Raw genomic sequence first — 22,347 nt, 5'->3', positions numbered from 1 at the left:
GCGCCCCTGGTCGTTCGCTTCGGGCCGGCGCTCAGCGCACCCGGCGCACCTCGAACTGCATGCGCGGGTGGGCGTAGAACTCCTGCGACTCGACGAGCTGCAGCTCGCGCTCGCCCGACTCGTGGGTGCGGGTGAGCAGGTCGTACACGCTCGAGATCGTGCGCGCGAGCGCGTCGGCCGCGTCGCCCGTGCGGCGGTAGTGGGCCGTGAAGAGGGCGGCCGTGACATCCCCCGAGCCGTTGGCCTTCATGGGCAGGCGCGGGGTCTGCGCGATCCAGGCGCCGTGCTCGTCGACGGCGAGCATCTCGATCGTGTCGTCCTCGCGGTCGGGGCGCTCGACGCTCGTGACGAGCACCGTGCTCGGGCCGCCCGCACGGGCGAGGTCGACCGAGGCGAGCGTCGACTCGAGCGTGTCGGGTTCGGTGCCGGTCAGGTAGCCGAGTTCGAACTGGTTCGGCGTGATGAGGTCGGCGGCGGGCACCACGCGCTCGCGGAGCAGCACGGGGATGGCGGGGGCCACGAAGCATCCGGACTTCGCGTTGCCCATGACCGGGTCGCACGCGTAGATCGCGGTGGGGTTGGCGGCCTTCACCTTCGCGACGGTCTCGAGGATGACGTCGGCGATGCCCTCGCCGCCTTGGTAGCCCGAGAGCACGACGTCGATCTGTCCGAGCACCCCGCGGTCCTCGATGCCCGCGATGACCTCGCGGACGTCGTCGGGCGAGATGAGCGGGCCGCGCCACGCGCCGTAGCCGGTGTGGTTCGAGAAGTTGACCGTGTAGACGGGCAGCACCTCGACGCCGATGCGCTGCAGGGGGAAGACGGCGGCGGAGTTGCCGACGTGGCCGTACGCGACCGCCGACTGGATGGAGAGAATCTTCACCGATCGATCATCGCACTTCGCTCGCGCACGGCGCGCACCGAGGCGCCGAGGTCGGCGGCGAGGCGCTGCTGCTCGGCGTCGTCGAGTTCGTGCACGGTGAGGCGCAGGCGCTCGGATGCCCCGTGGTCGCCGAGTGCGAACTCGTCACCGGGCCGCACGAGCCATCCGCGGCGCATGAGCTGCTCGGAGACCGCGCGCGCGGGCGCGCCGAGCGGGACCCAGACGTTGAGCCCGTCGCCCGGGGAGGTGGGCAGGCCCTCCGCGGTGAGCAGTTCGGCGAACGCGGCGTTGCGGGCGGCGTAGTGCTCGCCTGCGGCGCGGATGCCGGCGGCGACCTCGGGATCGGTCGCGAGGGCGTGCACGAGCCGTTGCAAGAGGTGGCTCACCCAGGTGGTGCCGGGCGTGAGGCGCATCGCGAGGCGGTCGGCGGTCTCGGGGTCGGAGGCGGTCACCGCCAGGCACATGTCGGGCCCGAGGAACTTCGACACCGAGCGCACGAGGGCCCAGCGCCGGTGCTCGGCGCTGATGAGCGTGTGGTGCGGCTGCTGCGAGAGGAGGGAGTAGTGGTCGTCCTCGATCACGAGCACGTAGGGATGCTCCGCCAGCACCTCCCGCAGGGCGGCCGCCCGGTCGGCCGTGAGACTCGCGCCCGTCGGATTCTGCGCGCGCGGGGTGCAGATGACGGCGCGCACGCCCTGGTCGAGTGCGGCGCGGAGGCCCTCGACCGTCATGCCCTCGTCGTCGACGGGCACGGGCACCGGGCGGTAGCCGGCGACGCGGACGGTGTGGATGCTCGTGAGGAAGCAGGGGTCTTCGAGGGCGACGGCGTCGTCGCGGGTGAGCGCCTGGGCGAGCAGGCGTTCGACGGCGTCGGCGGCGCCGCTCGTGACCGTGAGGCGAAGGGGAGTGCCGTCGGGGAGGTCGGCGCCCATCCACGCGAGTGCGGAGCGTTCGAGGTCGGGGTCGATGACGGGTTCGCCGTAGAGCACGGGGCGCCGGGCGATGCTCGGCAGGACGTTCGTCGGGTCGGGGATGAACGAGGCGTCGGGGTTGCCGGTGCCGAGGTCGCGGAGCGCCGTGTCGGCGGCGAAGCCCTCCTGCGCGACGGGCGCGCCGCCGGCGACGCGGGTGCCCCCGCGGCCGAGCGTGACGACCACGCCGGCGTTGGTGAGCTGCCGATACGCCGAGACGGCGGTGTTGCGGTTGACGCCGAGCTGCTCCGCGAGCGCGCGGACGGGAGGGAGCGCGTCACCCGGTCGCAGCGCACCGCGTTCGATGAGCGTGCGCAGGCTGTCGGCGATCTCGGCCGCGGAACGGCCCTCGATGTCGATGATCTCGGCACCGTCCTTCCTCGTGTCATCGACCATGCTATCTTTTGGCCTAGGACAAACAATCGTTTTGTCTGAATCGTTGCGCGACGTCCAAGCGCACCCCCGAGAGGATTCCTTGTGACCGTACCCGAGACGGGCTCGAGCCGCGTGAAGCGCGGCCTTGCCGAGATGCTGAAGGGCGGCGTCATCATGGACGTCGTCACGCCCGAGCAGGCCCGCATCGCCGAGGACGCCGGCGCCGTCGCCGTCATGGCCCTCGAGCGCGTCCCCGCCGACATCCGTTCGCAGGGCGGCGTCGCCCGCATGAGCGACCCCGACCTCATCGACGCGATCATCGCCGAGGTGTCGATCCCCGTCATGGCGAAGGCCCGCATCGGCCACTTCGTCGAGGCGCAGGTGCTGCAGGCCCTCGACGTCGACTACATCGACGAGTCCGAGGTGCTCTCGCCGGCCGACTACGTCAACCACATCGACAAGTGGTCGTTCAACACCCCCTTCGTCTGCGGTGCGACGAACCTGGGCGAGGCGCTCCGCCGCATCAACGAGGGTGCGGCGATGATCCGCTCGAAGGGCGAGGCCGGCACCGGCGACGTCTCCGAGGCGACGAAGCACATCCGCAAGATCTCGTCCGAGATCAACCAGCTGAAGTCGATGACGCGCGACGAGCTCTACGTCGCCGCGAAGGAGCTGCAGGCCCCCTACGAGCTCGTGCTCGAGGTCGCCGAGACCGGCAAGCTCCCCGTCGTGCTCTTCGTCGCGGGCGGCGTGGCGACCCCGGCGGATGCCGCGATGATGATGCAGCTCGGCGCCGACGGCGTCTTCGTGGGCTCGGGCATCTTCAAGTCGGGCAACCCCGAGGCCCGCGCGGCGGCCGTCGTCAAGGCGACGACGTTCTACGACGACCCCTCGGTCATCGCGGACGTGTCGCGGGGCCTCGGCGAGGCCATGGTCGGCATCAACGTCGCCGACCTCGCAGCGCCGCACCGCCTCGCCGAGCGCGGCTGGTGACGACGACCCTCCGCGAGGAGTCCGTCGGCGCGGGGGAGCAGGCTCCGGCCGGCCCCCGCGTCGGCGTCCTCGCCCTGCAGGGCGACTTCCGCGAGCACGCCCTGGTGCTGGCCTCCCTCGGCGCCGAGGTCTCGCTCGTGCGCCGGCCCGAGGAGCTCGCCGCCGTCGACGGCCTCGTCATCCCCGGCGGCGAGTCGAGCGTGATCGACAAGCTCTCGCGCACCTTCGGCCTCGCCGAGCCGCTGCGCGCGGCGATCTCGGACGGCCTCCCCGTCTACGGCACCTGCGCCGGGCTCATCATGCTCGCCGACACGGTGCTCGACGCGATCACGGGGCAGCAGTCGCTCGGCGGCCTCGACGTCGTCGTGCGGCGCAACGCCTTCGGCTCGCAGAACCAGTCGTTCGAGACCGAGCTCGAGGTGCCCGCACTCGGGGTGATCCCGGTGCGCGCGGTGTTCATCCGCGGCCCGGTCGTCGAGTCGGTCGGGCCCGCGGCGACGCCGCTCGCGCAGCTCGAGGACCGCCGCGTCGTCGCGGTCGAGCAGGGCAACCTCCTCGGCACGAGCTTCCACCCCGAGATCACGGGCGAGCACCGCTTCCACGAGTACTTCCTGTCGAAGGTGCGCGCCCGCGTCTGAGGCCGCGACGCGCGCGGCCCCGCCCCGCGAAATGGGGGCGCCCGTTCAGTGGGAGCACCGATTCCGCCGGATCCCGACGGTTCTACGGTCGCGGGATGACCAGGAAACTGCCGAGCACCGGCGGCGACGACCGCGTCGTCGACGAGTCCGGATGCGACACGAGCGACATCCTCCTCGTGCACCGCATCTTCCGCTGGGGCTATCGCGAGATGCCCGCACTCGTCCGGGCCGTCCCCGCCGGCGATCTCGAGCGGGCCGAGACCGTCGGCGCCGCCGTGGAGCTCGTCGACAAGGCCCTGCACGTGCACCACGAGGGCGAGGACCGGTTCATCTGGGACCGGCTCGAGCGGCGCGAGCCGGGCTGCTCGCTGCACGTCGACGTCATGAAGGCGCAGCACGCCAGGGTCGCCGAGCTGCTCGACGTCGCCGACGCGCTGCTCGCAGAATGGCGCACGGCGCCCGACCTTGAGACGGGGGAGCGGCTCGCCGCGGCGCTCGACTCGGTCGGCGAGACACTCGGCGTGCATCTCGGGCGGGAGGAGGCCGACATCGTGCCGATCGTCTCCCGTGTGTTCACGCAGGCCGAGTGGGACGAGATCGGCGAGCACGCCCGCGGCGAGTTCCCGAAGGAGACGATGCCGGTGCAGATGGGGCTCATGATCGACGCGGTGCCTGCGGGCGAGCGCGACGAGTGGCTGCACGAGAACCTGCCGCTGCCGGTCCGCGCGCTCTGGTCGCTGGTCATGCGGCGCAAGTACACCGCCTGGCAGCGCTCGCTCTTCCCGGATGGAATGCCGGCGCTCGCGTGAGGGGCGCTCGCCTGTGGGGCGGGCGCCGAGGCATCCTGCTCGCCGCTGCGCGTGTCGGCGGCGAGCGCTACGCTCGCGCACGTGACCGAATGGATCGCCCTGCTGCGCGGGGTCAACGTGGGCGGCGTCACCGTGCGCTCTGCCGAGCTCGCCGCGCTCTTCCGCGAGCTCGGCTTCGACGGCGTGCGCACCGTGCTCGCCTCGGGCAACGTCGTGTTCTCGAGCGACGACCGGGCCGTCGGGGCCCCGGCGTCGAAGTCGCGGATCGAGCACGCGCTCTCCGAGCGCTTCGGGTACGAGGCGTGGATCGTGCTCGTCACCCGCGGTGAGCTCCAGCACGCCGTCGAGGCGTTCCCGTTCGACGCCGACGACGATTCCCGTCAGCCCTGGGTGATCTTCGGGTCGTCCGGGGCGGTGCTCGACGAGCTCCTCGCCGCGGCCGACGGGATCGGCCTCGACGGGGCCGTCGATCCGATCGCCCGGGGCGAGGGCGTCGTGTACTGGAACCCCGTCAAGGGCACGACGGTCGACACGCCGTTCGCCAAGCTGCTCGCGAAGGCGCGGTACAAGCCCACCACCACCAACCGCAACCTCCGCACGCTGATCAAGGTGCTCGGGTAGCGCGTCCGGCACGAGGCATCCGACCGGCACCCGAGCGCGCGCGCCGCGCTCGTCTAGAATGGGCTTTCGGCGGGCGGACCCGCCGAGAAGCGGATACAGGAGAGTCATGTCCGGGCATTCCAAGTGGGCGACGACCAAGCACAAGAAGGCCGTCATCGACGCGCGCCGCGCGAAGTCGTTCGCGAAGCTCATCAAGAACATCGAGGTCGCGGCCAAGCTCGGCGGCGCCGACCTGAACGGCAACCCGACGCTGTACGACGCGGTGCAGAAGGCCAAGAAGACCTCGGTGCCGAACGACAACATCGACCGCGCGATCAAGCGCGGCGCCGGCATCGGCGGCGAAGCCGTCGAGTACCTGAGCATCACCTACGAGGCGTACGGCCCGTCGGGCGTCGCCCTCATGGTCGAGGTGCTGACCGACAACAAGAACCGCGCCGCAGCCGAGGTCCGCACCGGGCTGAACCGCAACGGCGGCACGCTCGCCGACCCCGGTTCGGTCGCCTACAACTTCACCCGCAAGGGCGTCATCGTGGTGTCGGGCGAGGGCACGACCGAAGACGACGTGATGATGGCCGCCCTCGAGGCCGGCGCCGAGGAGATCGAGCCGCACGCCCAGGGCTTCGAGGTCATCACCGACCCGTCCGACATGGTCGAGGTCCGCAAGGCGCTCCAGGAGGCCGGGCTCGACTACGAGTCGGCCGACATCGAGTTCGTGCCGAACCTGAAGGTCGAGATCGACGCCGAGACCGCCCGCAAGGTGTTCCGCCTCATCGACGCCCTCGAAGACTCCGACGACGTGCAGAACGTCTACAGCAACTTCGACCTCACCCCCGAGGTGCAGGCCGAGCTCGAGGCGGAGTAGGCCGATCGCCGTGCGGGTGCTCGGCATCGACCCCGGGCTCACCCGCTGCGGCGTGGGCGTGGTCGACGTCTCGCCGAACCGCACCGCGAAGCTCGTCGACGTCGTCGTGCTGCGTTCGCCGACCGACGCGCCGATCGAGCGACGACTCGCGAGGATCGCCGACGGACTCGAGGCGATCTTCGAGGAGCACCGCCCGCAGGCGGTCGCGCTCGAGCGGGTCTTCGCCCGGTCCGACGTGTCGACGATCATGGGCACGGCGCAGATCTCGGGCGTCGCGATGCTCATCGCCGCACGCCGCGAGCTTCCGGTCGCGTTGCACACGCCCTCCGAGGTGAAGGCGGCGATCACCGGGTACGGGCGCGCCGACAAGAAGCAGGTCGGGGCGATGGTCGCGCGCATCCTCGGGCTCGAGTCGGTGCCGAAGCCCGCCGACGCGGCCGACGCGCTGGCGCTCGCGATCTGCCACGCCTGGCGCACCGGCGGGGTCGCCGGGGCGGCGATCCGCGAAGCCTCGGCCGGTGGCGCGCCGGGCGCGGCGGCGGCGACGGATGCCTCGGGGCTCACGCCGGCGCAGCGGGCATGGCTCGCCGCCGAGCGCTCCGCAGCGGTGTCGGGGGCGGCCCGTAGGCTGAAGGAGTGATCTCCTCCCTCCGCGGGCGCGTCCTCGCCGCAGCCGGCAGCTCGCTCGTCATCGACGTCGGCGGCGTCGGCTTCCAGGTCAACACGACCCCTGCCCTCGTGCTCGCGAGCCGTGAGGGTCACGAGCTCGCGGTGCACACCTCGCTCATCGTGCGCGAGGACTCGCTCACGATCTTCGGCTTCGCCACGCGCGACGAGCTCGAGGTGTTCGAGCTGCTGATCGGCGTCACCGGCGTCGGGCCCAAGTCGGCGCTCGGCGTGCTCTCCTCGCTCTCTCCCGAGCAGGTCGCCGAGGCCGTGCATCGCGACGACGACGCGGTGTTCCGCAAGGTGAGCGGCATCGGCCCGAAGACCGCGAAGCTCATCACCCTGTCGCTCGCCGGCAAGCTCGCGCCGCCGACGGTGCGCAGTGCCGCCGCGCCGATCGCCTCGGGCGGTGTCGCCGAGAGCGTGCTCGCGGCGCTCACCGGCCTCGGGTGGACGGAGCGGGTCGCCGCCGAGGCGCTCGACGAGACGCTCGCCGACGCGAGCGAGGTGGAGTCGGCCTCGGTGCCGACGATGCTGCGCCTGACGCTCGCCCGGCTCGGGCCCGCGCAGCAGGGCGGGAGGGGCCGGTGAACGACGCCGACGACCTGACCGACCCCGAGCTCGCATCTGAGGCCGAGCTCGCGTTCGAAGGGGCGCTCCGCCCTCGCAGCCTCGAGGAGTTCGTGGGGCAGACGCGCGTGCGGGGCCAGTTGCAGCTCCTCCTGACCGCGGCGACCATCCAGCAGCGCACGCCCGACCACATCCTGCTCGCCGGCCCTCCCGGCCTCGGCAAGACGACGCTCGCGATGATCGTCGCCCACGAGGGCGGGCGCCCCTTGCGCATGTCGAGCGGCCCGGCGATCCAGCACGCGGGCGATCTCGCGGCCATCCTGTCGTCGCTCGTGCCCGGCGAAGTGCTGTTCATCGACGAGATCCACCGCATGGCGCGCTCGGCCGAGGAGATGCTCTACCTCGCGATGGAGGACTTCCGCATCGACATCATGGTCGGCAAGGGTGCGGGGGCCACCTCGGTGCCGCTCGACCTCGCCCCGTTCACGCTCGTGGGCGCGACGACGCGGGCCGGCCTCCTGCCCAACCCGCTCCGCGATCGCTTCGGCTTCACGGCGCACCTCGAGTTCTACGCCGAGTCCGAGCTCGAGCAGGTGCTCGCGCGGGCGGCCGTCATGCTCGGGCTCGACACCGACAAGGCCGCGCTGGCCGAGATCGCCGGCCGTTGCCGCGGCACCCCGCGCATCGCCAACCGGCTGCTGCGCCGCGTACGCGACTACGCGCTCGTGCACTCGGGTCGCGCCGACCTCTCGGCCGTGCGCGCCGCACTCGAGCTCTACGACGTCGATCCGCTCGGCCTCGACCGGCTCGACCGTGCCGTCATGGAGACGATCCTGACGCGGTTCGGCGGCGGCCCGGTCGGCCTGAACACCCTCGCCGTCTCCGTCGGCGAGGAGGCCGAGACGATCGAGGCGGTGGTCGAGCCGTTCCTCGTGCGCATCGGGCTCATCACGCGCACCCCGCGAGGTCGCGTCGCGACCCCCGCCGCATGGCGGCACTTCGGGCTCGCCGAGGCCGCTCCCGACGCGGCAGCGGTGCTTCCGATCGATGACCTATAATCCATTGAGGCTCGTCCCTCAACGCCACTGACTTCGTGCGCCCCGCGCACACCGGAAGGTATCTCACCCTCATGACGTTCGACCCGTTCACACTCATCATGCTCGCCGTGCTCGCGGTGCTGATCTTCTTCATGTTCCGCAACTCGCGCAAGCGCCAGGCCGAGGCTCGCGAGCTGCAGTCGAAGGTCCAGGTGGGTGCGAAGGTGATGACCAACTTCGGCGTCTTCGGCACGATCCTCACGATGGACGAAGAAGAGAACCAGGTGCTCCTGGAGACCTCGCCCGGCACGATCCTGACCGTGCACCGCCAGACCATCGCGCGCGTCGTGGAGCCCGTCGAGGGCGCCGACGAGGCGCCGGCGGCGGTCGAGGGCGAGCCCGAGTTCGGTGAGCGCGTCTCCGACGCCGCCGACGAGGCTCCGACCACCGACGAGACGCCCGACACCAAGAAGTCGGACGACTAAGACTCACCCCCGAGGCTCGGCCCGCGCACTGCTGCGCGGGCTCCTGCAGAGAAAGCAGAACACGTGGCTGCACCATCGAAGCGGTCATCCCGGCCGACGCCCGTCCGCAAGGCCTGGCGGTCCCTCACCTGGCTGGGCGTCATCATCGCGCTCCTGTTCGGCATCAACGCGGCCGGGGTGATCTGGGGCGAAGGCTCCTGGACCCCGAAGCTCGCGCTCGACCTCGAGGGCGGCACGCAGATCATCCTCGCCCCGCAGGTCGAAACGGGCGCCGACGTCTCGCAGGAGCAGCTCGACCAGGCGGTGTCGATCATCCGCCAGCGCGTCGACGCGTCGGGCGTGGCCGAAGCCGAGATCAACACCGAGGGTGAGAACGTCGTCGTCCGCATCCCGGGTGAGCTCGACGACCAGACCCGCGCCCGCATCGAGCAGTCCGCGAAGCTCGAGCTCCGCGCCGTCCTGCTCGCCGACGCGGCCACGAACCAGACGATCGAGCCGAGCGCGAGCCCGTCGCCGAGCGACGCGCCCGAGGAGGAGCTCGAGTCGACGCCGACCGCGGTGCCCACCGACGGCAGCGACCCGGCGTGGGTCACCCCGGCGCTCCAGGCGGAGTTCGACTCCTACAACTGCGCGCAGGTCGATGAGAACACCGAGGTCGCGCCGGCCGACGAACCGCTCGTCACCTGCGACCGGAACCGCCAGGTGAAGTACCTGCTCGGGCCGGTCGAGGCGAGCGGCGAGAACATCGTCGACGCGACGAACGGCATGGTGCAGACCCAGACCGGTGCCTCCACCGGCCAGTGGGCGGTCAACATCGTCTTCGACGACGAGGGCACCGAGGACTTCGCGAAGGTCTCCACGCGCCTGTTCGGCCTCCAGGGCCAGACGCCCCGCGACCAGTTCGCGTTCGTGCTCGACGGCGAGGTGCTCACCGCGCCCGCGATGAACGGCGCGATCACCGACGGCCGCCCGCAGATCACGGGCAGCTTCACCCAGGAGAGCTCGAAGGCCCTCGCCGACCAGCTGAAGTTCGGCGCGCTCCCGATCAGCTTCACCGTGCAGTCGACCGAGACGATCTCGCCGACGCTCGGCACCTCGCAGCTGCAGTCGGGCCTGCTCGCGGGCCTCATCGGCCTCATCCTCGTCGTGATCTACACGCTGTTCCAGTACCGTGCGCTCGGCTCGGTGACGATCGCCTCGCTCGTCATCGCGGCGATCATCACCTACCTCACGATCACGATCCTGTCGTGGCGCGAGGGCTACCGCCTCTCGCTCGCGGGCATCGCCGGCCTCATCGTCGCGATCGGTTTCACCGCCGACTCGTTCATCGTGTACTTCGAGCGAGTCCGAGACGAACTCCGTGACGGCCGTCCGCTCGTCGGCGCCGTCGAGGCCGGATGGAAGCGGGCGTTCCGCACGATCCTCGCCTCGAAGGGCGTGAACCTCCTCGCCGCGGTCGTGCTGTTCATCCTCGCGGTCGGCAGCGTGAAGGGCTTCGCCTACACGCTCGGTATCACCACGATCATCGACGTCATCGTCGTGATCCTCTTCACCCACCCGATGCTGCAGCTGCTCGCGCAGACGCGGTTCTTCTCCAGCGGCAACCCGTGGTCGGGTCTCGACCCGAACGCGCTCGGCGCCGTGTACCGGGGCAGGGCGGAGTTCCGCAAGCCCACCGCCGCAGTGGCCGGCAAGAAGGCGGCCTCGAGCGCCAAGGAGGCGCAGCGCCGGCAGACCATCGCGGAGCGCAAGGCCGCCTCGGTCGGAGCAGGCTCGAGCGCCGGCGATACCTCGAACGAAGGGAAGGAGTCCTGATGGCGAACCGTCTGACCACCTTCGGCAATGACCTCTACACCGGCAAGCGCTCGTTCAACTTCGTGGGCGGCCGCAAGAAGTGGTACGCGATCATCGGCGTGTTCGTGCTGCTCTCCGTGGTCGTTCCGCTCCTCACCGGGGTCAACTTCAGCATCGAGTTCCGCGGCGGATCGCAGTTCCAGATCTCCGACGTCGAGAACGCGACCGCCGAGCCCGCGATCGAGGCCGTCGAGTCCGTCGTGCCCGAGGCGACCACCAAGGTCACCATCGTCGGCGGCACCGGCGTGCGCGTGCAGACCGACCAGCTCTCCCAGGACGAGTCGCACGAGGTGAGCTCGGCCCTCGCCGAGGCCTACGACGTGCCCGAGTCCGAGGTGACGAGTTCGTTCATCGGCCCGAGCTGGGGCGCCGACGTGACCCGCCAGGCCGTGCTCGGCCTGATCGCCTTCGTGCTGCTCGCCGCGGTCGTCATGGCGCTGTACTTCCGCACGTGGAAGATGTCGGCGGCGGCGATCATCGCGCTCATGGTCGACCTCGTCGTCACGACCGGCATCTACGCCGCGGTCGGATTCGAGATCAGCCCTGCGGCGATGATCGGTATCCTCACGATTCTCAGCTACTCGCTCTACGACACCGTGGTGGTCTTCGACAAGATCCGCGAGAACACCGCCGAAGACGGGCAGGAGTCGCGGCGCACCTTCGCCGAGTCGGTGAACCTCGCGGTCAACCAGACCCTGGTGCGCTCGATCAACACGAGCGTCGTGGCGGCGCTGCCGGTCGCGGCGATCCTCTTCATCGGTGCCGGTGTGCTCGGCGCCGACACGCTGCGCGACATCTCGCTGGCGCTGCTCATCGGCATCCTCGTCGGAACCTGGTCGACCGTGTTCCTCGCCGCGCCGCTCTACTCGCAGCTGCGCGAGGGCGAGCCGGCGATCCGCCGGCACGACCAGAAGGTCCTGAAGGAGCGCGAGCGCGCCGGTGCCTCGACCTCGGCTGAGGCCCTGCCGACGGCATGACGTTCGCCCCCGGCGTTCCTCCCCGTGCACGCCTCACCCTCCGGAGCGGTGATAATTGAGTTCTGGAGGTGAGGCGTGACGGAGACCGGGGTCAACTCAACCGCTTCGCTGCGCCGCCTGGTGCCGCGGATCTTCTCGAAGGCGCAGCCCTCGGGCGCCGTCGACACGCTGCTGCGCACGGTTCGGATGCATCATCCGAAAGCCGACCTCGCGCTGATCGAGCGGGCGTACACCGTCGCCGATCGTGCGCACGAGGGGCAGAAGCGCAAGAGCGGCGAGCCGTACATCACGCACCCGATCGCCGTCGCCCAGATCCTCGCGGACCTCGGCATCGGATCGAAGACCGTCGCGGCGGCGCTCCTGCACGACACGGTCGAGGACACGGCCTACACGCTCGACGAGGTGCGAGCCGACTTCGGTGACGAGATCGCCATGCTCGTCGACGGCGTCACGAAGCTCGACAAGGTCAAGTACGGCGACTCCACGCAGGCCGAGACCGTCCGCAAGATGATCGTCGCGATGTCGAAGGACATCCGGGTGCTGATCATCAAGCTCGCCGACCGCCTCCACAACGCGCGCACTTGGGGCTTCGTGCCCGCCGCCTCCGCGAGCCGGAAGGCGACCGAGACGCTGGAGATCTACGCTCCGCTCGCGCACCGCCTCGGCATCCAGGCGATCAAGTGGGAGCTCGAGGACCTCTCGTTCGCCGTGCTCTACCCGAAGCTCTACGCCGAGATCGAGAGCCTCGTCAAGCAGCGAACGCCGCAGCGCGAGGAGTTCGTCCAGAACGTCATCGACCTCGTCAACGACGACCTCAAGGCCGCGAAGATCCGCGGCAAGGTCGTCGGTCGGCCGAAGCAGTACTACTCGATCTACCAGAAGATGATCGTGCGGGGCCGCGACTTCGACGAGATCTACGACCTCGTCGGCATCCGGGTGCTCGTGAACTCCGTCCGCGACTGCTACGCCGTGCTCGGCGCGATCCACGCCAGATGGACGCCCCTGCCCGGTCGCTTCAAGGACTACATCGCCACGCCGAAGTTCAACCTCTACCAGTCGCTGCACACGACCGTCCTGGGCCCGAAGGGCCGCGCGGTCGAGCTCCAGATCCGCACGCACGACATGCATCAGCGCGCCGAGTACGGTGTCGCCGCGCACTGGAAGTACAAGGAGCAGACGACCGGCAAGTCCTCGGGCGGCCCGGCGATGCAGAGCGAGACCGACATGGCCTGGCTCGCCCACATCTCCGACTGGCAGGCCGAGACGGCCGACCCGGGGGAGTTCCTCGATTCGCTCCGCTTCGAGATCGGCGCGAAGGAGGTCTACGTCTTCACCCCGAAGGGGCGTGTCATCGGCCTGCCTGCGGGCGCGACCCCCGTCGACTTCGCCTACGCCGTGCACACCGAGGTCGGGCACCGCACGATGGGCGCCAAGGTGAACGGGCGGCTCGTGCCGCTCGAGAGCGAGCTGACGAGCGGCGACGTGGTCGAGGTCTTCACCTCGAAGAACCCCGACTCGGGCCCGAGCAAAGACTGGCTCAACTTCGTCAAGAGCCCCCGTGCGCGCAACAAGATCCGCCAGTGGTTCACGAAGGAACGCCGGGACGAGGCGATCGAGCAGGGGCGCGATTCGATCGCCCGGGCGATGCGCAAGCAGAACCTGCCCCTGCAGAAGCTCATGAGCCAGGAGTCGTTCGCCGAGGTCGCCGCCCAGCTGCGCTACGACGACGTCTCCTCGCTGTACGCCGCAGTCGGCGAGGGGCACGTCTCGACGCAGTCGGTGCTCGAGAAGGTCGTCGCACTGGTGCGCGATGTCGACGACGTCGACGAGCCCGATCTTCCGCTCCCGGTCCGCACGCGGCCGCTGCCGCGCCACGCCGAATCGGGTGTGCTGGTTCGCGGTGCGCCCGACATCCTCGTGAAGCTCGCGCGCTGCTGCACGCCCGTGCCCGGAGACGAGATCGTCGGATTCGTCACCCGCGGCGCCGGGGTCTCGGTGCACCAGGCGAACTGCCACAACGTGCAGTCGCTGCTGCGCGAGCCCGAGCGGATGATCGACGTCGAGTGGGCCCCGAGCTCCAAGAGCGTCTTCCTCGTACAGATTCAGATCGAGGCGCTCGACCGTGCGGGGTTGCTCTCCGACGTGACGCGAGTGCTCTCCGAGCATCACGTGAACATCCTCTCGGCCAACGTCTCGACCTCGACCGATCGCCTCGCGCTCAGCCGGTTCGTGTTCGAGATGGGCGACACGACGCATCTCGACCGCGTGCTCAACGCGGTGCGCCGGATCGACGCCGTCTACGACGTCTACCGGGTCAGCGACGGCTGATCCGAGGCCGGAGTCGGGGGAGCAGTCTCGCGAGGGTGCGTCCGTGCGAATCGCGCGCGAGCCAGCGCGAGGTGCGGCAGCCGGTGCGCCGCTGCGAAACGCTCCCGCACCGCGTCGCCCGAGCCGGCGTGCGCGTCGAGGAGGCGTGCCACCACGAGCTCGGCGAACGAGTCGTCGAGGGTCGTGTCACGGAGGAGGTCGAACGCGGTGCGCGACGGTGTGGTGCACCGGGCGCCGCCGAGTTCGACGACGTCGACCTGGTCGATGACGACTTCGCGCACGCTGGTGCGCGGACCTGTGACGACCGCCACGCGTTCGTGCAGCGGCACGCAGAACTGCGCGATGCGCGGCGGTACGTCGAGGGCGCCGTGGACCCAGGCGGCCGAGAGTCGCTCGATGATCAGCCGTCTCGGCACGCGCAGCGCGGCCGCGGCGGCGCGGACGCTCGGCAGGTCGGGTTCGTCGACCGGTGCCCAGCCCTCGTCGATCATGAAGAGCTCGCCGTCGATGCGTGCGGCGCAGAGCTCGGCGAGCGGGAGGTCGTCGGTGCCGAGCACCGGAGGGAGGCGTGCCATCAGCCCATGGTCGGGCATTCCCGCGGCACCGAGGGAGGGAGGCGGGATTCTGTGGAGAATCCCGCCTCCCTCGAAGCGGTGCGGAGGAGTCGGCCGATCAGCCGCCGACGGCCTTGAGCCAGGCGCGACGGGCCTCGAGAGCCTCGCGCGCGGCGGCGGCGGCCTTCGTGTCGCCGGCGGCCTCGGCGGCCGCGACCTCGGACTCGAGCTTCTCGATCGCGTCGTTGAGCTGGCCGAGCATGCCCTCGGAACGCGCCTTCTTCTCCGGGTCCTCGCGCTGCCAGCGCTCGTCCTCGAGCGAGCGGACGTGGTTCTCGACCTTGCGGAGTCGATCCTCCACCGAGCGCACCTGGTCGCGGGGGACCTTGCCGATCTCATCCCACTTGCGCTGGACGCGGTTCAGCTCGGCGCGGGCCTTCTTGGCGTCGCGCTCGGTGAGCAGCGCCTCGGCCTCGGTGAGGAGCACGAGCTTCTCATCGAGGTTGGCGCGGTACTCCTCGTCGTCCTTCGCGTCGATCTCGGCCTTCGCGGAGAAGAGCACGTCGCCGGCGGCCTTGAACTTCGCCCAGAGCTGGTCGTCGAGCTTCTTGCCGGCGCGACCCGCCTGCTTCCACTCGTCGAGGAGGCTGCGGTAGTCGCCGACCGCGTCGGCGCCGCGCGGCGCGAGCGCCTCGGCACGCTCGATGAGGCGCTGCTTGCGCGTGCGCACGTCGCGGTGCGCGGCGTCGAGCTCGGCGAAGAACGCCTTGCGGTGCTGCTCGATCGTGGACCGCGCGGCGCGGAACCGCTTCCACAGTTCGTTGGCGTCGTTCTTCGGCAGGCGGGGGCCGTCCTGCTGGTGGCGCTGCCAGCTCGCGAAGAGGGCGTCGAGCTCGGCGGTCGCCTGCTTCCACTGCGTCTTCGCGGGATCCTGTGCCGCGAGGGCCTCGGCCTGCTCGACGATCGCGGTGCGCTCGGTGATGGCGCCCGCGAGTGCCGCCTTGGCCTCGGCCTGCTGCTGCTCGGTGAGCTCCTTCGTCGTGCCCGACAGCGCCTCGAGGCGGCGCGAGAGCGACTCGAGGTCACCGACCGCGTGCGCCCCGGCGACGGAGTCGGTGAGGGTCGCGACGGCCTTGGCGACATCCGCGGCGGGGGCGCCGCGGCGCACGCGCTGCTCGAGGAGGCCCACCTGGCCGGCGAGGTCGGCGTACTTGCGCTCGAAGTAGGCGAGGGCCTCTTCCGGCGTCGCGTCGGGGTACTGACCGACCTCCCGCTCGCCGTCGCTCGTGCGAACGAAGACGGTGCCCGTCTCATCGACGCGGCCCCACGGTTGCTGATCTGATTCGGTCACGGCCTCACCCTGTCGTAGGTCGGACGCCGCGAACGGGCGGCGATGTTGCGGTCAAGCCTATTGGCAGCGGTCGCGGGCAGCGCCGCCGCGTCGTAGGTCGGACGCCGCCATCGGCGGCGTGTGCTGTCAAGCCTATTGCACCGCTCGACGGCGGTGCCGTGCTCACTCGATCGTGAAGGAGGTGATCGTCGTGGGCACCACGGGAGCACCGTCGGTCGCGCCCTCGGCGACGCCCTGGTCGATGACGCCCGCACGAAGCGCGTCGAGGCCGCTCGTGACCTGTCCGACCACGGTGTAGCCGCCCGCCGAGTCGGCGGGCAGGGTCGTGTCCTCGTAGACGATGAAGAACTGGCTGCCGTGGCTGTAGCCGTTGTTCGACTGCCGGGCCATGGCGATCGTGCCGGCGGGGTAGACGCCGTCCTCGGGGGCGTTCTCGACGGGACCGTAGCTGTAGCCGGGGCCGCCGCCGCCGGTGCCGTCGGGGTCGCCGCACTGCAGCACGTAGAGCCCCTCGGTGGTGAGCCGGTGGCAGGAGACGCCGTCGTAGAAGCCCGACTGGATCAGGCTGATCTCGCTCGAGACGGCCTGCGGCGCCGCGGCGCCGTCGAGCTCGACGCCGAGCGGGATGTCGTTGAGCGTCAGCGTCCCGGTCCAGGTGCGCCCTTCGGCGAGGTCGGGGCTCGGCACCTCGCCCTGGTTCTCGCCGGCGGCCTCGCTGGGGGCCGGCGTCTCGCTCGCGACCGGCTCGGGTGTGCCGGGGCCGCCGTTGAAGAAGAAGAGCTGCGCGCCCACCGCGAGGGCGAGCACGACGACCAGCGCGAGGACCGCGATCAGGTTGTCGCGGCTGCGCCGCCGCTGCTTGCCGGCGTGGACCTCTTGCCGTGCCTGGTAGGTGCGCAGGCGCGCGCGTTCCTCGCGCGCCTGTCGGTCGTTCGATGCCACGCCTGCTCCTTCTCCGGAATCCTGCGAGCCGACTCTACTTAAGCCCGCGTGACCGCACCAATCGCCGCACCGCGGGCGGGCACCCGAGATTCGGTGTCGGATGCCACGACTACGCTTGAATCCATGGTCGAATCCGGTCCGGGGCTGCGCTCAGGCGCGACGCCGCTCGCGGTGCGCATGCGCCCGACGAGCCTCGACGAGGTCGCCGGGCAGCGTCATCTGCTGACACCGGGCTCGCCGCTCGTCGCGCTCGCGGGCGACCGATCGGGCGAGTCGGGGTCCGTCTCGGTGATCCTCTGGGGGCCGCCCGGCACGGGCAAGACGACGCTGGCGCAGGCGATCGCCCGTTCCTCGGGGCGCAAGTTCGTCGAGCTCTCCGCGGTGACCGCCGGCGTCCGCGATGTGCGTCAGGTGATGGAGGAGGCACGGGCCAGCCGCGACCTGTACGGGCTGTCGACGGTGCTGTTCCTCGACGAGATCCACCGGTTCACGAAGGCCCAGCAGGACGCGCTGCTGCCCGGGGTCGAGAACGGCTGGGTCATCCTCGTCGCCGCGACGACCGAGAACCCGTCGTTCTCGGTGATCTCGCCGCTGCTGTCGCGTTCCCTGCTGCTCACGCTCGAGCTGCTGAGCGACGACGACCTCGGCCTCCTCGTCGACCGCGCCGTGACCGACGCCCGCGGGCTCGCCGGCAAGGTGGCGCTCGAACCCGAGGCCCGCGCGGCGATCGTGCGCCTCGCTTCGGGCGACGCGCGGCGCGCGCTGACGGCGCTCGAGGCCGCGGCGGTCTCGGCTGCGGCGATGCCCGCCGCGGGCGCCGATCCGGCGGAACCGGCAGCGGCGACCGATCGCGACGCCGACGGCGAATCCGACGAGGCAGAGCCGGGGGAGCCGGAGGCCGGCGACGATGCCGAGGCATCCGCACCGCCCCGCATCACCGCCGACATCGTGGCGCGCGCCGTCGACCGCGCACTGCTGCGCTACGACCGCAACGGCGACGAGCACTACGACGTCATCAGCGCCTTCATCAAGTCGGTGCGCGGCAGCGACGTCGACGCCGCGCTGCACTACCTCGCCCGCATGATCGAGGCGGGGGAGGACGCACGGTTCATCGCCCGCCGCATCATCGTGCTCGCCTCGGAGGACATCGGCCTCGCCGACCCGCAGGCGCTCGGCGTCGCGGTCGCCGCCGCCGACGCGGTGCAGTTCATCGGCATGCCCGAGGGGCGCATCCCGCTCGCGCAGGCGGTCGTGCACCTCGCCACCGCGCCGAAGTCGAACGCGGCGTACGTCGGCATCGACAAGGCCATCGCCGACGTGCGCGCCGGCAAGGCGGGGCGCGTGCCGAAGCACCTCCGCGACGCGCACTACCCCGGTGCGAAGCGGCTCGGGCACGGCAAGGGCTACCGCTACCCGCACGACGACGCGATCGGCGTCGTCGCCCAGGAGTACCTGCCCGACACGCTGCGCGGCGCCGTCTACTACGAGCCGACCGAGCACGGCAACGAGCGAGAGGTCTCGGCGAGGCTCGCGAAGCTGCGCCGGATCGTCCGGGGCGGGCGCTGAGCGGTAACCCGCGCCGTGATACCATGGTCGCTGGCCTGAAGCCAGATCCTCGAGCGCGGCTGCGAGAGGGTCACCGGCGAACGGGTGCGATCTGTAGCCGATCCACCCTTGGCGAATCCCTCTGACACAGATTTCCGGCGCACGAACGCGCCGGCGATTCACTTGAGATTCTTCCGAAAGGACATTCGTGTCGAACCAGTCACGCAGCAAGACCCGCCTCTCCCGCGCGCTCGGCGTCGCCCTCACCCCGAAGGCCGCCCGCTACATGGAGAAGCGCCCCTACGCTCCCGGTGAGCACGGCCGCACCAAGCGCAAGCAGGACAGCGACTACGCCGTGCGTCTGCGCGAGAAGCAGCGTCTCCGCGCCCAGTACGGCATCCGCGAGAAGCAGCTGAAGATCGCCTACGTCGAGGCCAAGCGCACCGCCGGCCAGACCGGTGAGAACCTCGTCGAGCTGCTCGAGATGCGTCTCGACGCCCTCGTGCTCCGTGCCGGCTTCGCCCGCACCATCACGCAGGCCCGCCAGTTCGTCGTGCACCGTCACATCCTCGTCGACGGCCAGCTCGTCGACCGCCCCTCGTTCCGCGTGAAGCCGGGCCAGCTCGTGCACGTCAAGTCGCGCAGCGAGGGCACCGAGCCCTTCCAGGTCGCCGCCGCCGGTGGTCACGTCGACGTGCTCCCCAAGGTTCCGGGCTACCTCGAGGTCGAGCTCGACAAGCTCCAGGCGCGTCTCGTGCGTCGCCCGAAGCGCGCCGAGGTCCCCGTGACCTGCGACGTGCAGCTCGTCGTCGAGTACTACGCCGCTCGCTGACGCGAGTCGTCTCGAACAGGGGTCGCGGGGTTTCCCGCGGCCCCTGTTGCGTCTCCGGGCGAGGGTCGCCCGCACGCCACTAGACTGATTCGAGGCGTGCCGAGCGCCACCGCGCCGGCGAGAGATCGAAGAGGGAGCACCCGTGAAGAGCATTCTGTGGTTCACCGTCGGCGTCGCGGCCGGATTCGTGGTCGCGCACCAGGTCAACCAGACCAAGCAGGGTCGCGACTTCTTCTCGTCGATCGACGCGAAGGCCCGCGAGTTCGGCAACGCCATCGCCGAGGGCTACCACGCCCGCGACGCCGAGCTCCGTGCCGACGGCGACGCCGCGGCCCATCGCTGAGCCCCACCTTTCCCTCCGGCCCGATACCCGGGCTCGATCCCAGAACGGAACCATGCAGACTGCCGACATCCGCCAGCGTTGGCTCGACTTCTTCGCCGCGCGCGGTCACACCGTCGTCCCATCGGCCTCGCTCGTCTCCGACGACCCGACGCTGCTCTTCACCGTGGCCGGCATGGTGCCGTTCGTGCCGTACCTCACGGGCATCGTCCCTGCGCCGTACCCCCGCGCGACCAGCGTGCAGAAGTGCATCCGCACCAACGACATCGAAGAGGTCGGCAAGACGCCGCGCCACGGCACGTTCTTCCAGATGAACGGCAACTTCTCCTTCGGCGACTACTTCAAGGAGGGCGCCATCTCGATGGCGTGGGAGCTGCTCACCTCGGCCGAGTCGGCCGGTGGCTACGGGTTCTCGCCCGACGACCTCTGGGTCACCGTCTACGAGGACGACGACGAGGCGATCGAGATCTGGAAGCGCGTCGCGGGCCTGCCCGACGAGCGCATCCAGCGGCTCGGCAAGGAGACGAACTACTGGCACACCGGGCAGCCCGGCCCCGCGGGCCCCTGCTCCGAGATCTTCTTCGACCGCGGCCCGGCGTACGGCATCGACGGCGGCCCAGCGACCGATGACGACCGCTACGTCGAGATCTGGAACCTCGTGTTCATGCAGTACCTCATCACGGACGTGAAGTCGAAGACCGACTTCACCGTCGTGAAGGAGCTGCCGAAGAAGAACATCGACACCGGCATGGGGCTCGAGCGCGTCGCATTCCTCAAGCAGGGCGTCGACAACATGTACGAGATCGACCAGGTGCGCCCGGTCCTCGACCGCGCGTCCGAGATCTCGGGTCGTCGCTACGGGGCCGACCACGAGGATGACGTGCGCATGCGCGTCATCGCCGACCACGTGCGCTCCGCGCTCATGCTCATGAGCGACGGCGTGAGCCCGTCGAACGAGGGCCGCGGGTACATCCTGCGCCGCCTGCTCCGCCGCAGCATCCGTGCGATGCGCCTGCTCGGCGTCGAGGGCCCGACCTTCCGCGAGCTCTTCGCGGCGTCGCGCGACGCGATGAAGGCGGCCTATCCCGAGGTCGCGCGCGACTACGCGCACATCGAGCAGCTCGCCCTCGGTGAGGAGGAGACCTTCCTCCGCACGCTCTCGTCCGGAACCTCGATCCTCGACCTCGCGGTCGCGAAGACGAAGGACGCGGGGCACGCGGAGCTCGCCGGCGACACGGCGTTCCTGCTGCACGACACCTACGGCTTCCCGATCGAGCTGACGCTCGAGATGGCCGAGGAGGCCGGCCTGGCGGTCGACCGAGTCGCCTTCGACGAGCTCATGACCGCGCAGCGCAGTCGCGCGAAGGCCGACGCGAAGTCGAAGAAGAAGGTGCTCGCAGACCTCTCGGTCTACGCCGACTTCCGCGCCAAGGGTGAGACCGTCTTCACGGGCTACTCCGAGCTCGCCACAGAGTCGAGCGTGCTCGGCCTCCTCGTCGACGGGCGACCCGCGCAGCGGGCCGTCGCCGGGCAGACCGCCGAGGTCATCCTCGCCGAGACCGCGCTCTACGCCGAGTCCGGCGGGCAGGCGCCCGATCAGGGTCGTATCGTCGGCGACGGCTTCGAGCTCGAGGTGCTCGACGTGCAGAAGCCCGTGAAGGGGCTCATCAGCCACACCGTCAAGGTCGTCTCGGGCGAGGTCGGCGTCGGCGAACGCGCGACCAGCCTCGTCGACGAGGACTACCGTCGCGGCGCGACCCAGGCGCACTCGGGCACGCACATCGTGCACGCCGCGCTCCGCCAGGTGCTCGGCCCGAACGCCCACCAGTCGGGCTCGTTCAACAAGGCCGGCTACCTGCGCCTCGACTACGGGTGGAACTCCGCGCTCTCGCCCGAGACCCGCAGCGAGCTCGAGGAGATCTCGAACGCGGCCGTCCGCGACAACCTCCAGGTCGTCACGCGCGAGATGCCGCTCGACGAGGCCAAGTCGCTCGGCGCCATGGCGCTGTTCGGCGAGAAGTACGGCGACGTCGTGCGCGTCGTCGACATCGGCGGACCCTGGTCGCGCGAGCTCTGCGCCGGCACCCACGTGTCGACGAGCGCCGAGATCGGCATGATCAACATCGTCGGCGAGTCGTCGGTGGGTGCCTCGAACCGCCGTGTCGAGTCGCTCGTCGGCCTCGAGGCGTTCCGGCGCTTCGCAGCCGAGCGAGCGCTCGTGAACGAGCTCACCTCGTCGCTGAAGACCCGCCCCGAGCAGCTCGTCGACCGCGTCGGCGAGCTCGTCGCGAACCTCAAGTCCGCCGAGAAGAAGATCCAGGCGTTCGAGGCGAAGGCCCTGAACGACCGGGTGCCGGCGCTGGCGGCGAAGGCCGGACGGGTCGGCGAGGTGCTGCTCGTGGCCGAGTCGGTCGGAAGTCTCGGCTCCGGCGACGAGCTCCGCTCGCTCGCCCTCGCGGTCCGCGGCCAGCTGGGCGACGCGGCGAGCGTCGTGGCGCTCGCGGCCGAGGTCGGCGGCAAGCCGCTCGCGATCGTCGCGACCTCTCCGGCCGCTCGCGACCACGGCGCGAACGCGGGAGCGCTTGCGAAGGCCGCGGCCGGCGTGCTCGGCGGCGGTGGCGGCGGCAAGCCCGACCTCGCCCAGGGCGGCGGCACCGATGCGGCGGCGATCCCCGCCGCGCTCGAGGCCGTACGTCGCGGCCTCGGCGGGTAGT

The 22,347-nt window shown here is 70.7% G+C and carries 21 protein-coding genes; 16 read left to right on the top strand and 5 right to left on the bottom strand.

All coding sequences use genetic code 11. The features are described from left to right. Nucleotides 1-31: 31 nt before the first annotated feature. Nucleotides 32-883, bottom strand: a complete 852-nt coding sequence (gene pdxY, locus ACFVAJ_RS15230) for a pyridoxal kinase PdxY (protein ID WP_376945519.1) — start codon at nucleotides 881-883, stop codon at nucleotides 32-34. Then, nucleotides 880-2,250 (bottom strand): aminotransferase class I/II-fold pyridoxal phosphate-dependent enzyme, encoded by a 1,371-nt coding sequence (locus ACFVAJ_RS15225; RefSeq protein WP_376945517.1) that lies wholly within the window; start codon nucleotides 2,248-2,250, stop codon nucleotides 880-882. Before ACFVAJ_RS15225 ends, pdxY begins: the two co-directional genes overlap by 4 nt. Before the next feature lie 81 nt (nucleotides 2,251-2,331). Between ACFVAJ_RS15225 and pdxS the strand changes: the two genes are divergently transcribed. The 12 genes from pdxS (at nucleotide 2,332) to ACFVAJ_RS15165 (ending at nucleotide 14,069) form a co-directional block, all read left to right on the top strand. Next, complete coding sequence (gene pdxS / locus ACFVAJ_RS15220) at nucleotides 2,332-3,222, top strand: pyridoxal 5'-phosphate synthase lyase subunit PdxS (protein ID WP_212277305.1); 891 nt, start codon at nucleotides 2,332-2,334, stop codon at nucleotides 3,220-3,222. Further along, a complete protein-coding gene (pdxT, locus tag ACFVAJ_RS15215; protein WP_376945515.1) occupies nucleotides 3,219-3,860 on the top strand; it encodes a pyridoxal 5'-phosphate synthase glutaminase subunit PdxT in 642 nt (213 codons plus the stop codon). Before pdxS ends, pdxT begins: the two co-directional genes overlap by 4 nt. Before the next feature lie 95 nt (nucleotides 3,861-3,955). Further along, the gene (locus ACFVAJ_RS15210) at nucleotides 3,956-4,669 is read left to right on the top strand and encodes a hemerythrin domain-containing protein (RefSeq protein WP_376945513.1); all 714 of its coding nucleotides are present in this window, start codon (nucleotides 3,956-3,958) and stop codon (nucleotides 4,667-4,669) included. 81 nt (nucleotides 4,670-4,750) lie between these two features. Beyond that, the gene (locus ACFVAJ_RS15205) at nucleotides 4,751-5,290 is read left to right on the top strand and encodes a DUF1697 domain-containing protein (RefSeq protein WP_376945510.1); all 540 of its coding nucleotides are present in this window, start codon (nucleotides 4,751-4,753) and stop codon (nucleotides 5,288-5,290) included. 106 nt (nucleotides 5,291-5,396) lie between these two features. Continuing rightward, nucleotides 5,397-6,152, top strand: coding sequence for a YebC/PmpR family DNA-binding transcriptional regulator (locus ACFVAJ_RS15200; protein WP_376945508.1), 756 nt, complete (start codon nucleotides 5,397-5,399; stop codon nucleotides 6,150-6,152). A 10-nt stretch (nucleotides 6,153-6,162) separates the two neighbouring features. Further along, nucleotides 6,163-6,792 (top strand): crossover junction endodeoxyribonuclease RuvC, encoded by a 630-nt coding sequence (gene ruvC / locus ACFVAJ_RS15195; RefSeq protein WP_376945506.1) that lies wholly within the window; start codon nucleotides 6,163-6,165, stop codon nucleotides 6,790-6,792. Further along, a complete protein-coding gene (gene ruvA, locus ACFVAJ_RS15190) occupies nucleotides 6,789-7,409 on the top strand; it encodes a Holliday junction branch migration protein RuvA (RefSeq protein ID WP_376945504.1) in 621 nt (206 codons plus the stop codon). The genes ruvC and ruvA overlap by 4 nt, the downstream gene beginning before the upstream one ends. After that, nucleotides 7,406-8,446 carry a Holliday junction branch migration DNA helicase RuvB gene (gene ruvB, locus ACFVAJ_RS15185; RefSeq protein ID WP_376945502.1) on the top strand — a complete coding sequence of 347 codons (1,041 nt, stop codon included), beginning with the start codon at nucleotides 7,406-7,408 and terminating at the stop codon, nucleotides 8,444-8,446. The genes ruvA and ruvB overlap by 4 nt, the downstream gene beginning before the upstream one ends. Nucleotides 8,447-8,517: 71 nt before the next feature. Then, nucleotides 8,518-8,910 carry a preprotein translocase subunit YajC gene (yajC, locus tag ACFVAJ_RS15180; protein WP_376945500.1) on the top strand — a complete coding sequence of 131 codons (393 nt, stop codon included), beginning with the start codon at nucleotides 8,518-8,520 and terminating at the stop codon, nucleotides 8,908-8,910. 63 nt (nucleotides 8,911-8,973) lie between these two features. Next, entirely contained in the window at nucleotides 8,974-10,725 is a 1,752-nt protein-coding gene (gene secD / locus ACFVAJ_RS15175; RefSeq protein WP_376945498.1) for a protein translocase subunit SecD, read from the top strand. Continuing rightward, on the top strand, nucleotides 10,725-11,741 hold the full coding sequence (gene secF, locus ACFVAJ_RS15170) for a protein translocase subunit SecF (protein ID WP_376945496.1): 1,017 nt from the start codon (nucleotides 10,725-10,727) through the stop codon (nucleotides 11,739-11,741). The genes secD and secF overlap by 1 nt, the downstream gene beginning before the upstream one ends. A 75-nt stretch (nucleotides 11,742-11,816) precedes the next feature. After that, a complete protein-coding gene (locus ACFVAJ_RS15165) occupies nucleotides 11,817-14,069 on the top strand; it encodes a RelA/SpoT family protein (protein WP_376945494.1) in 2,253 nt (750 codons plus the stop codon). Here ACFVAJ_RS15165 and ACFVAJ_RS15160 read toward each other — a convergent pair. From ACFVAJ_RS15160 to ACFVAJ_RS15150, 3 genes are all read right to left on the bottom strand, one after another. Further along, the gene (locus ACFVAJ_RS15160) at nucleotides 14,048-14,644 is read right to left on the bottom strand and encodes a hypothetical protein (protein ID WP_376945492.1); all 597 of its coding nucleotides are present in this window, start codon (nucleotides 14,642-14,644) and stop codon (nucleotides 14,048-14,050) included. The two genes, ACFVAJ_RS15165 and ACFVAJ_RS15160, sit on opposite strands and share 22 nt — an antisense overlap. A gap of 97 nt (nucleotides 14,645-14,741) precedes the next feature. After that, the gene (locus ACFVAJ_RS15155; RefSeq protein WP_376945490.1) at nucleotides 14,742-15,974 is read right to left on the bottom strand and encodes a DUF349 domain-containing protein; all 1,233 of its coding nucleotides are present in this window, start codon (nucleotides 15,972-15,974) and stop codon (nucleotides 14,742-14,744) included. A gap of 162 nt (nucleotides 15,975-16,136) precedes the next feature. Then, nucleotides 16,137-16,916, bottom strand: a complete 780-nt coding sequence (locus ACFVAJ_RS15150; protein ID WP_376945488.1) for a peptidylprolyl isomerase — start codon at nucleotides 16,914-16,916, stop codon at nucleotides 16,137-16,139. 123 nt (nucleotides 16,917-17,039) lie between these two features. Between ACFVAJ_RS15150 and ACFVAJ_RS15145 the strand changes: the two genes are divergently transcribed. From ACFVAJ_RS15145 to alaS, 4 genes are all read left to right on the top strand, one after another. Then, complete coding sequence (locus tag ACFVAJ_RS15145) at nucleotides 17,040-18,482, top strand: replication-associated recombination protein A (RefSeq protein ID WP_376945486.1); 1,443 nt, start codon at nucleotides 17,040-17,042, stop codon at nucleotides 18,480-18,482. Nucleotides 18,483-18,669: 187 nt separating this feature from the next. Continuing rightward, complete coding sequence (gene rpsD / locus ACFVAJ_RS15140) at nucleotides 18,670-19,293, top strand: 30S ribosomal protein S4 (RefSeq protein ID WP_022887983.1); 624 nt, start codon at nucleotides 18,670-18,672, stop codon at nucleotides 19,291-19,293. A gap of 142 nt (nucleotides 19,294-19,435) precedes the next feature. Then, on the top strand, nucleotides 19,436-19,636 hold the full coding sequence (locus ACFVAJ_RS15135) for a hypothetical protein (protein WP_376945484.1): 201 nt from the start codon (nucleotides 19,436-19,438) through the stop codon (nucleotides 19,634-19,636). A 52-nt stretch (nucleotides 19,637-19,688) separates the two neighbouring features. Next, complete coding sequence (gene alaS / locus ACFVAJ_RS15130) at nucleotides 19,689-22,346, top strand: alanine--tRNA ligase (protein ID WP_376945482.1); 2,658 nt, start codon at nucleotides 19,689-19,691, stop codon at nucleotides 22,344-22,346. Nucleotide 22,347 lies beyond the last annotated feature (1 nt).

Source organism: Agromyces sp. NPDC057679 (assembly GCF_042799635.1).
Taxonomy (GTDB): Bacteria; Actinomycetota; Actinomycetes; order Actinomycetales; family Microbacteriaceae; genus Agromyces.
The sequence above is the reverse complement of the archived record's forward strand: the minus strand, read 5'-3'. Positions and strand labels throughout refer to the sequence as shown.

Excerpts from the sequence above, each read along its gene's own strand:
- ACFVAJ_RS15200 (WP_376945508.1), top strand. The coding sequence starts at position 5,397 with ATGTCCGGGCATTCCAAGTGGGCGACGACCAAGCACAAGAAGGCCGTC.
- ACFVAJ_RS15210 (WP_376945513.1), top strand. The coding sequence starts at position 3,956 with ATGACCAGGAAACTGCCGAGCACCGGCGGCGACGACCGCGTCGTCGAC.
- ACFVAJ_RS15160 (WP_376945492.1), bottom strand. The coding sequence starts at position 14,644 with ATGGCACGCCTCCCTCCGGTGCTCGGCACCGACGACCTCCCGCTCGCC.
- alaS (WP_376945482.1), top strand. The coding sequence starts at position 19,689 with ATGCAGACTGCCGACATCCGCCAGCGTTGGCTCGACTTCTTCGCCGCG.
- secF (WP_376945496.1), top strand. The coding sequence starts at position 10,725 with ATGGCGAACCGTCTGACCACCTTCGGCAATGACCTCTACACCGGCAAG.
- ACFVAJ_RS15145 (WP_376945486.1), top strand. The coding sequence starts at position 17,040 with ATGGTCGAATCCGGTCCGGGGCTGCGCTCAGGCGCGACGCCGCTCGCG.
- yajC (WP_376945500.1), top strand. The coding sequence starts at position 8,518 with ATGACGTTCGACCCGTTCACACTCATCATGCTCGCCGTGCTCGCGGTG.
- ACFVAJ_RS15225 (WP_376945517.1), bottom strand. The coding sequence starts at position 2,250 with ATGGTCGATGACACGAGGAAGGACGGTGCCGAGATCATCGACATCGAG.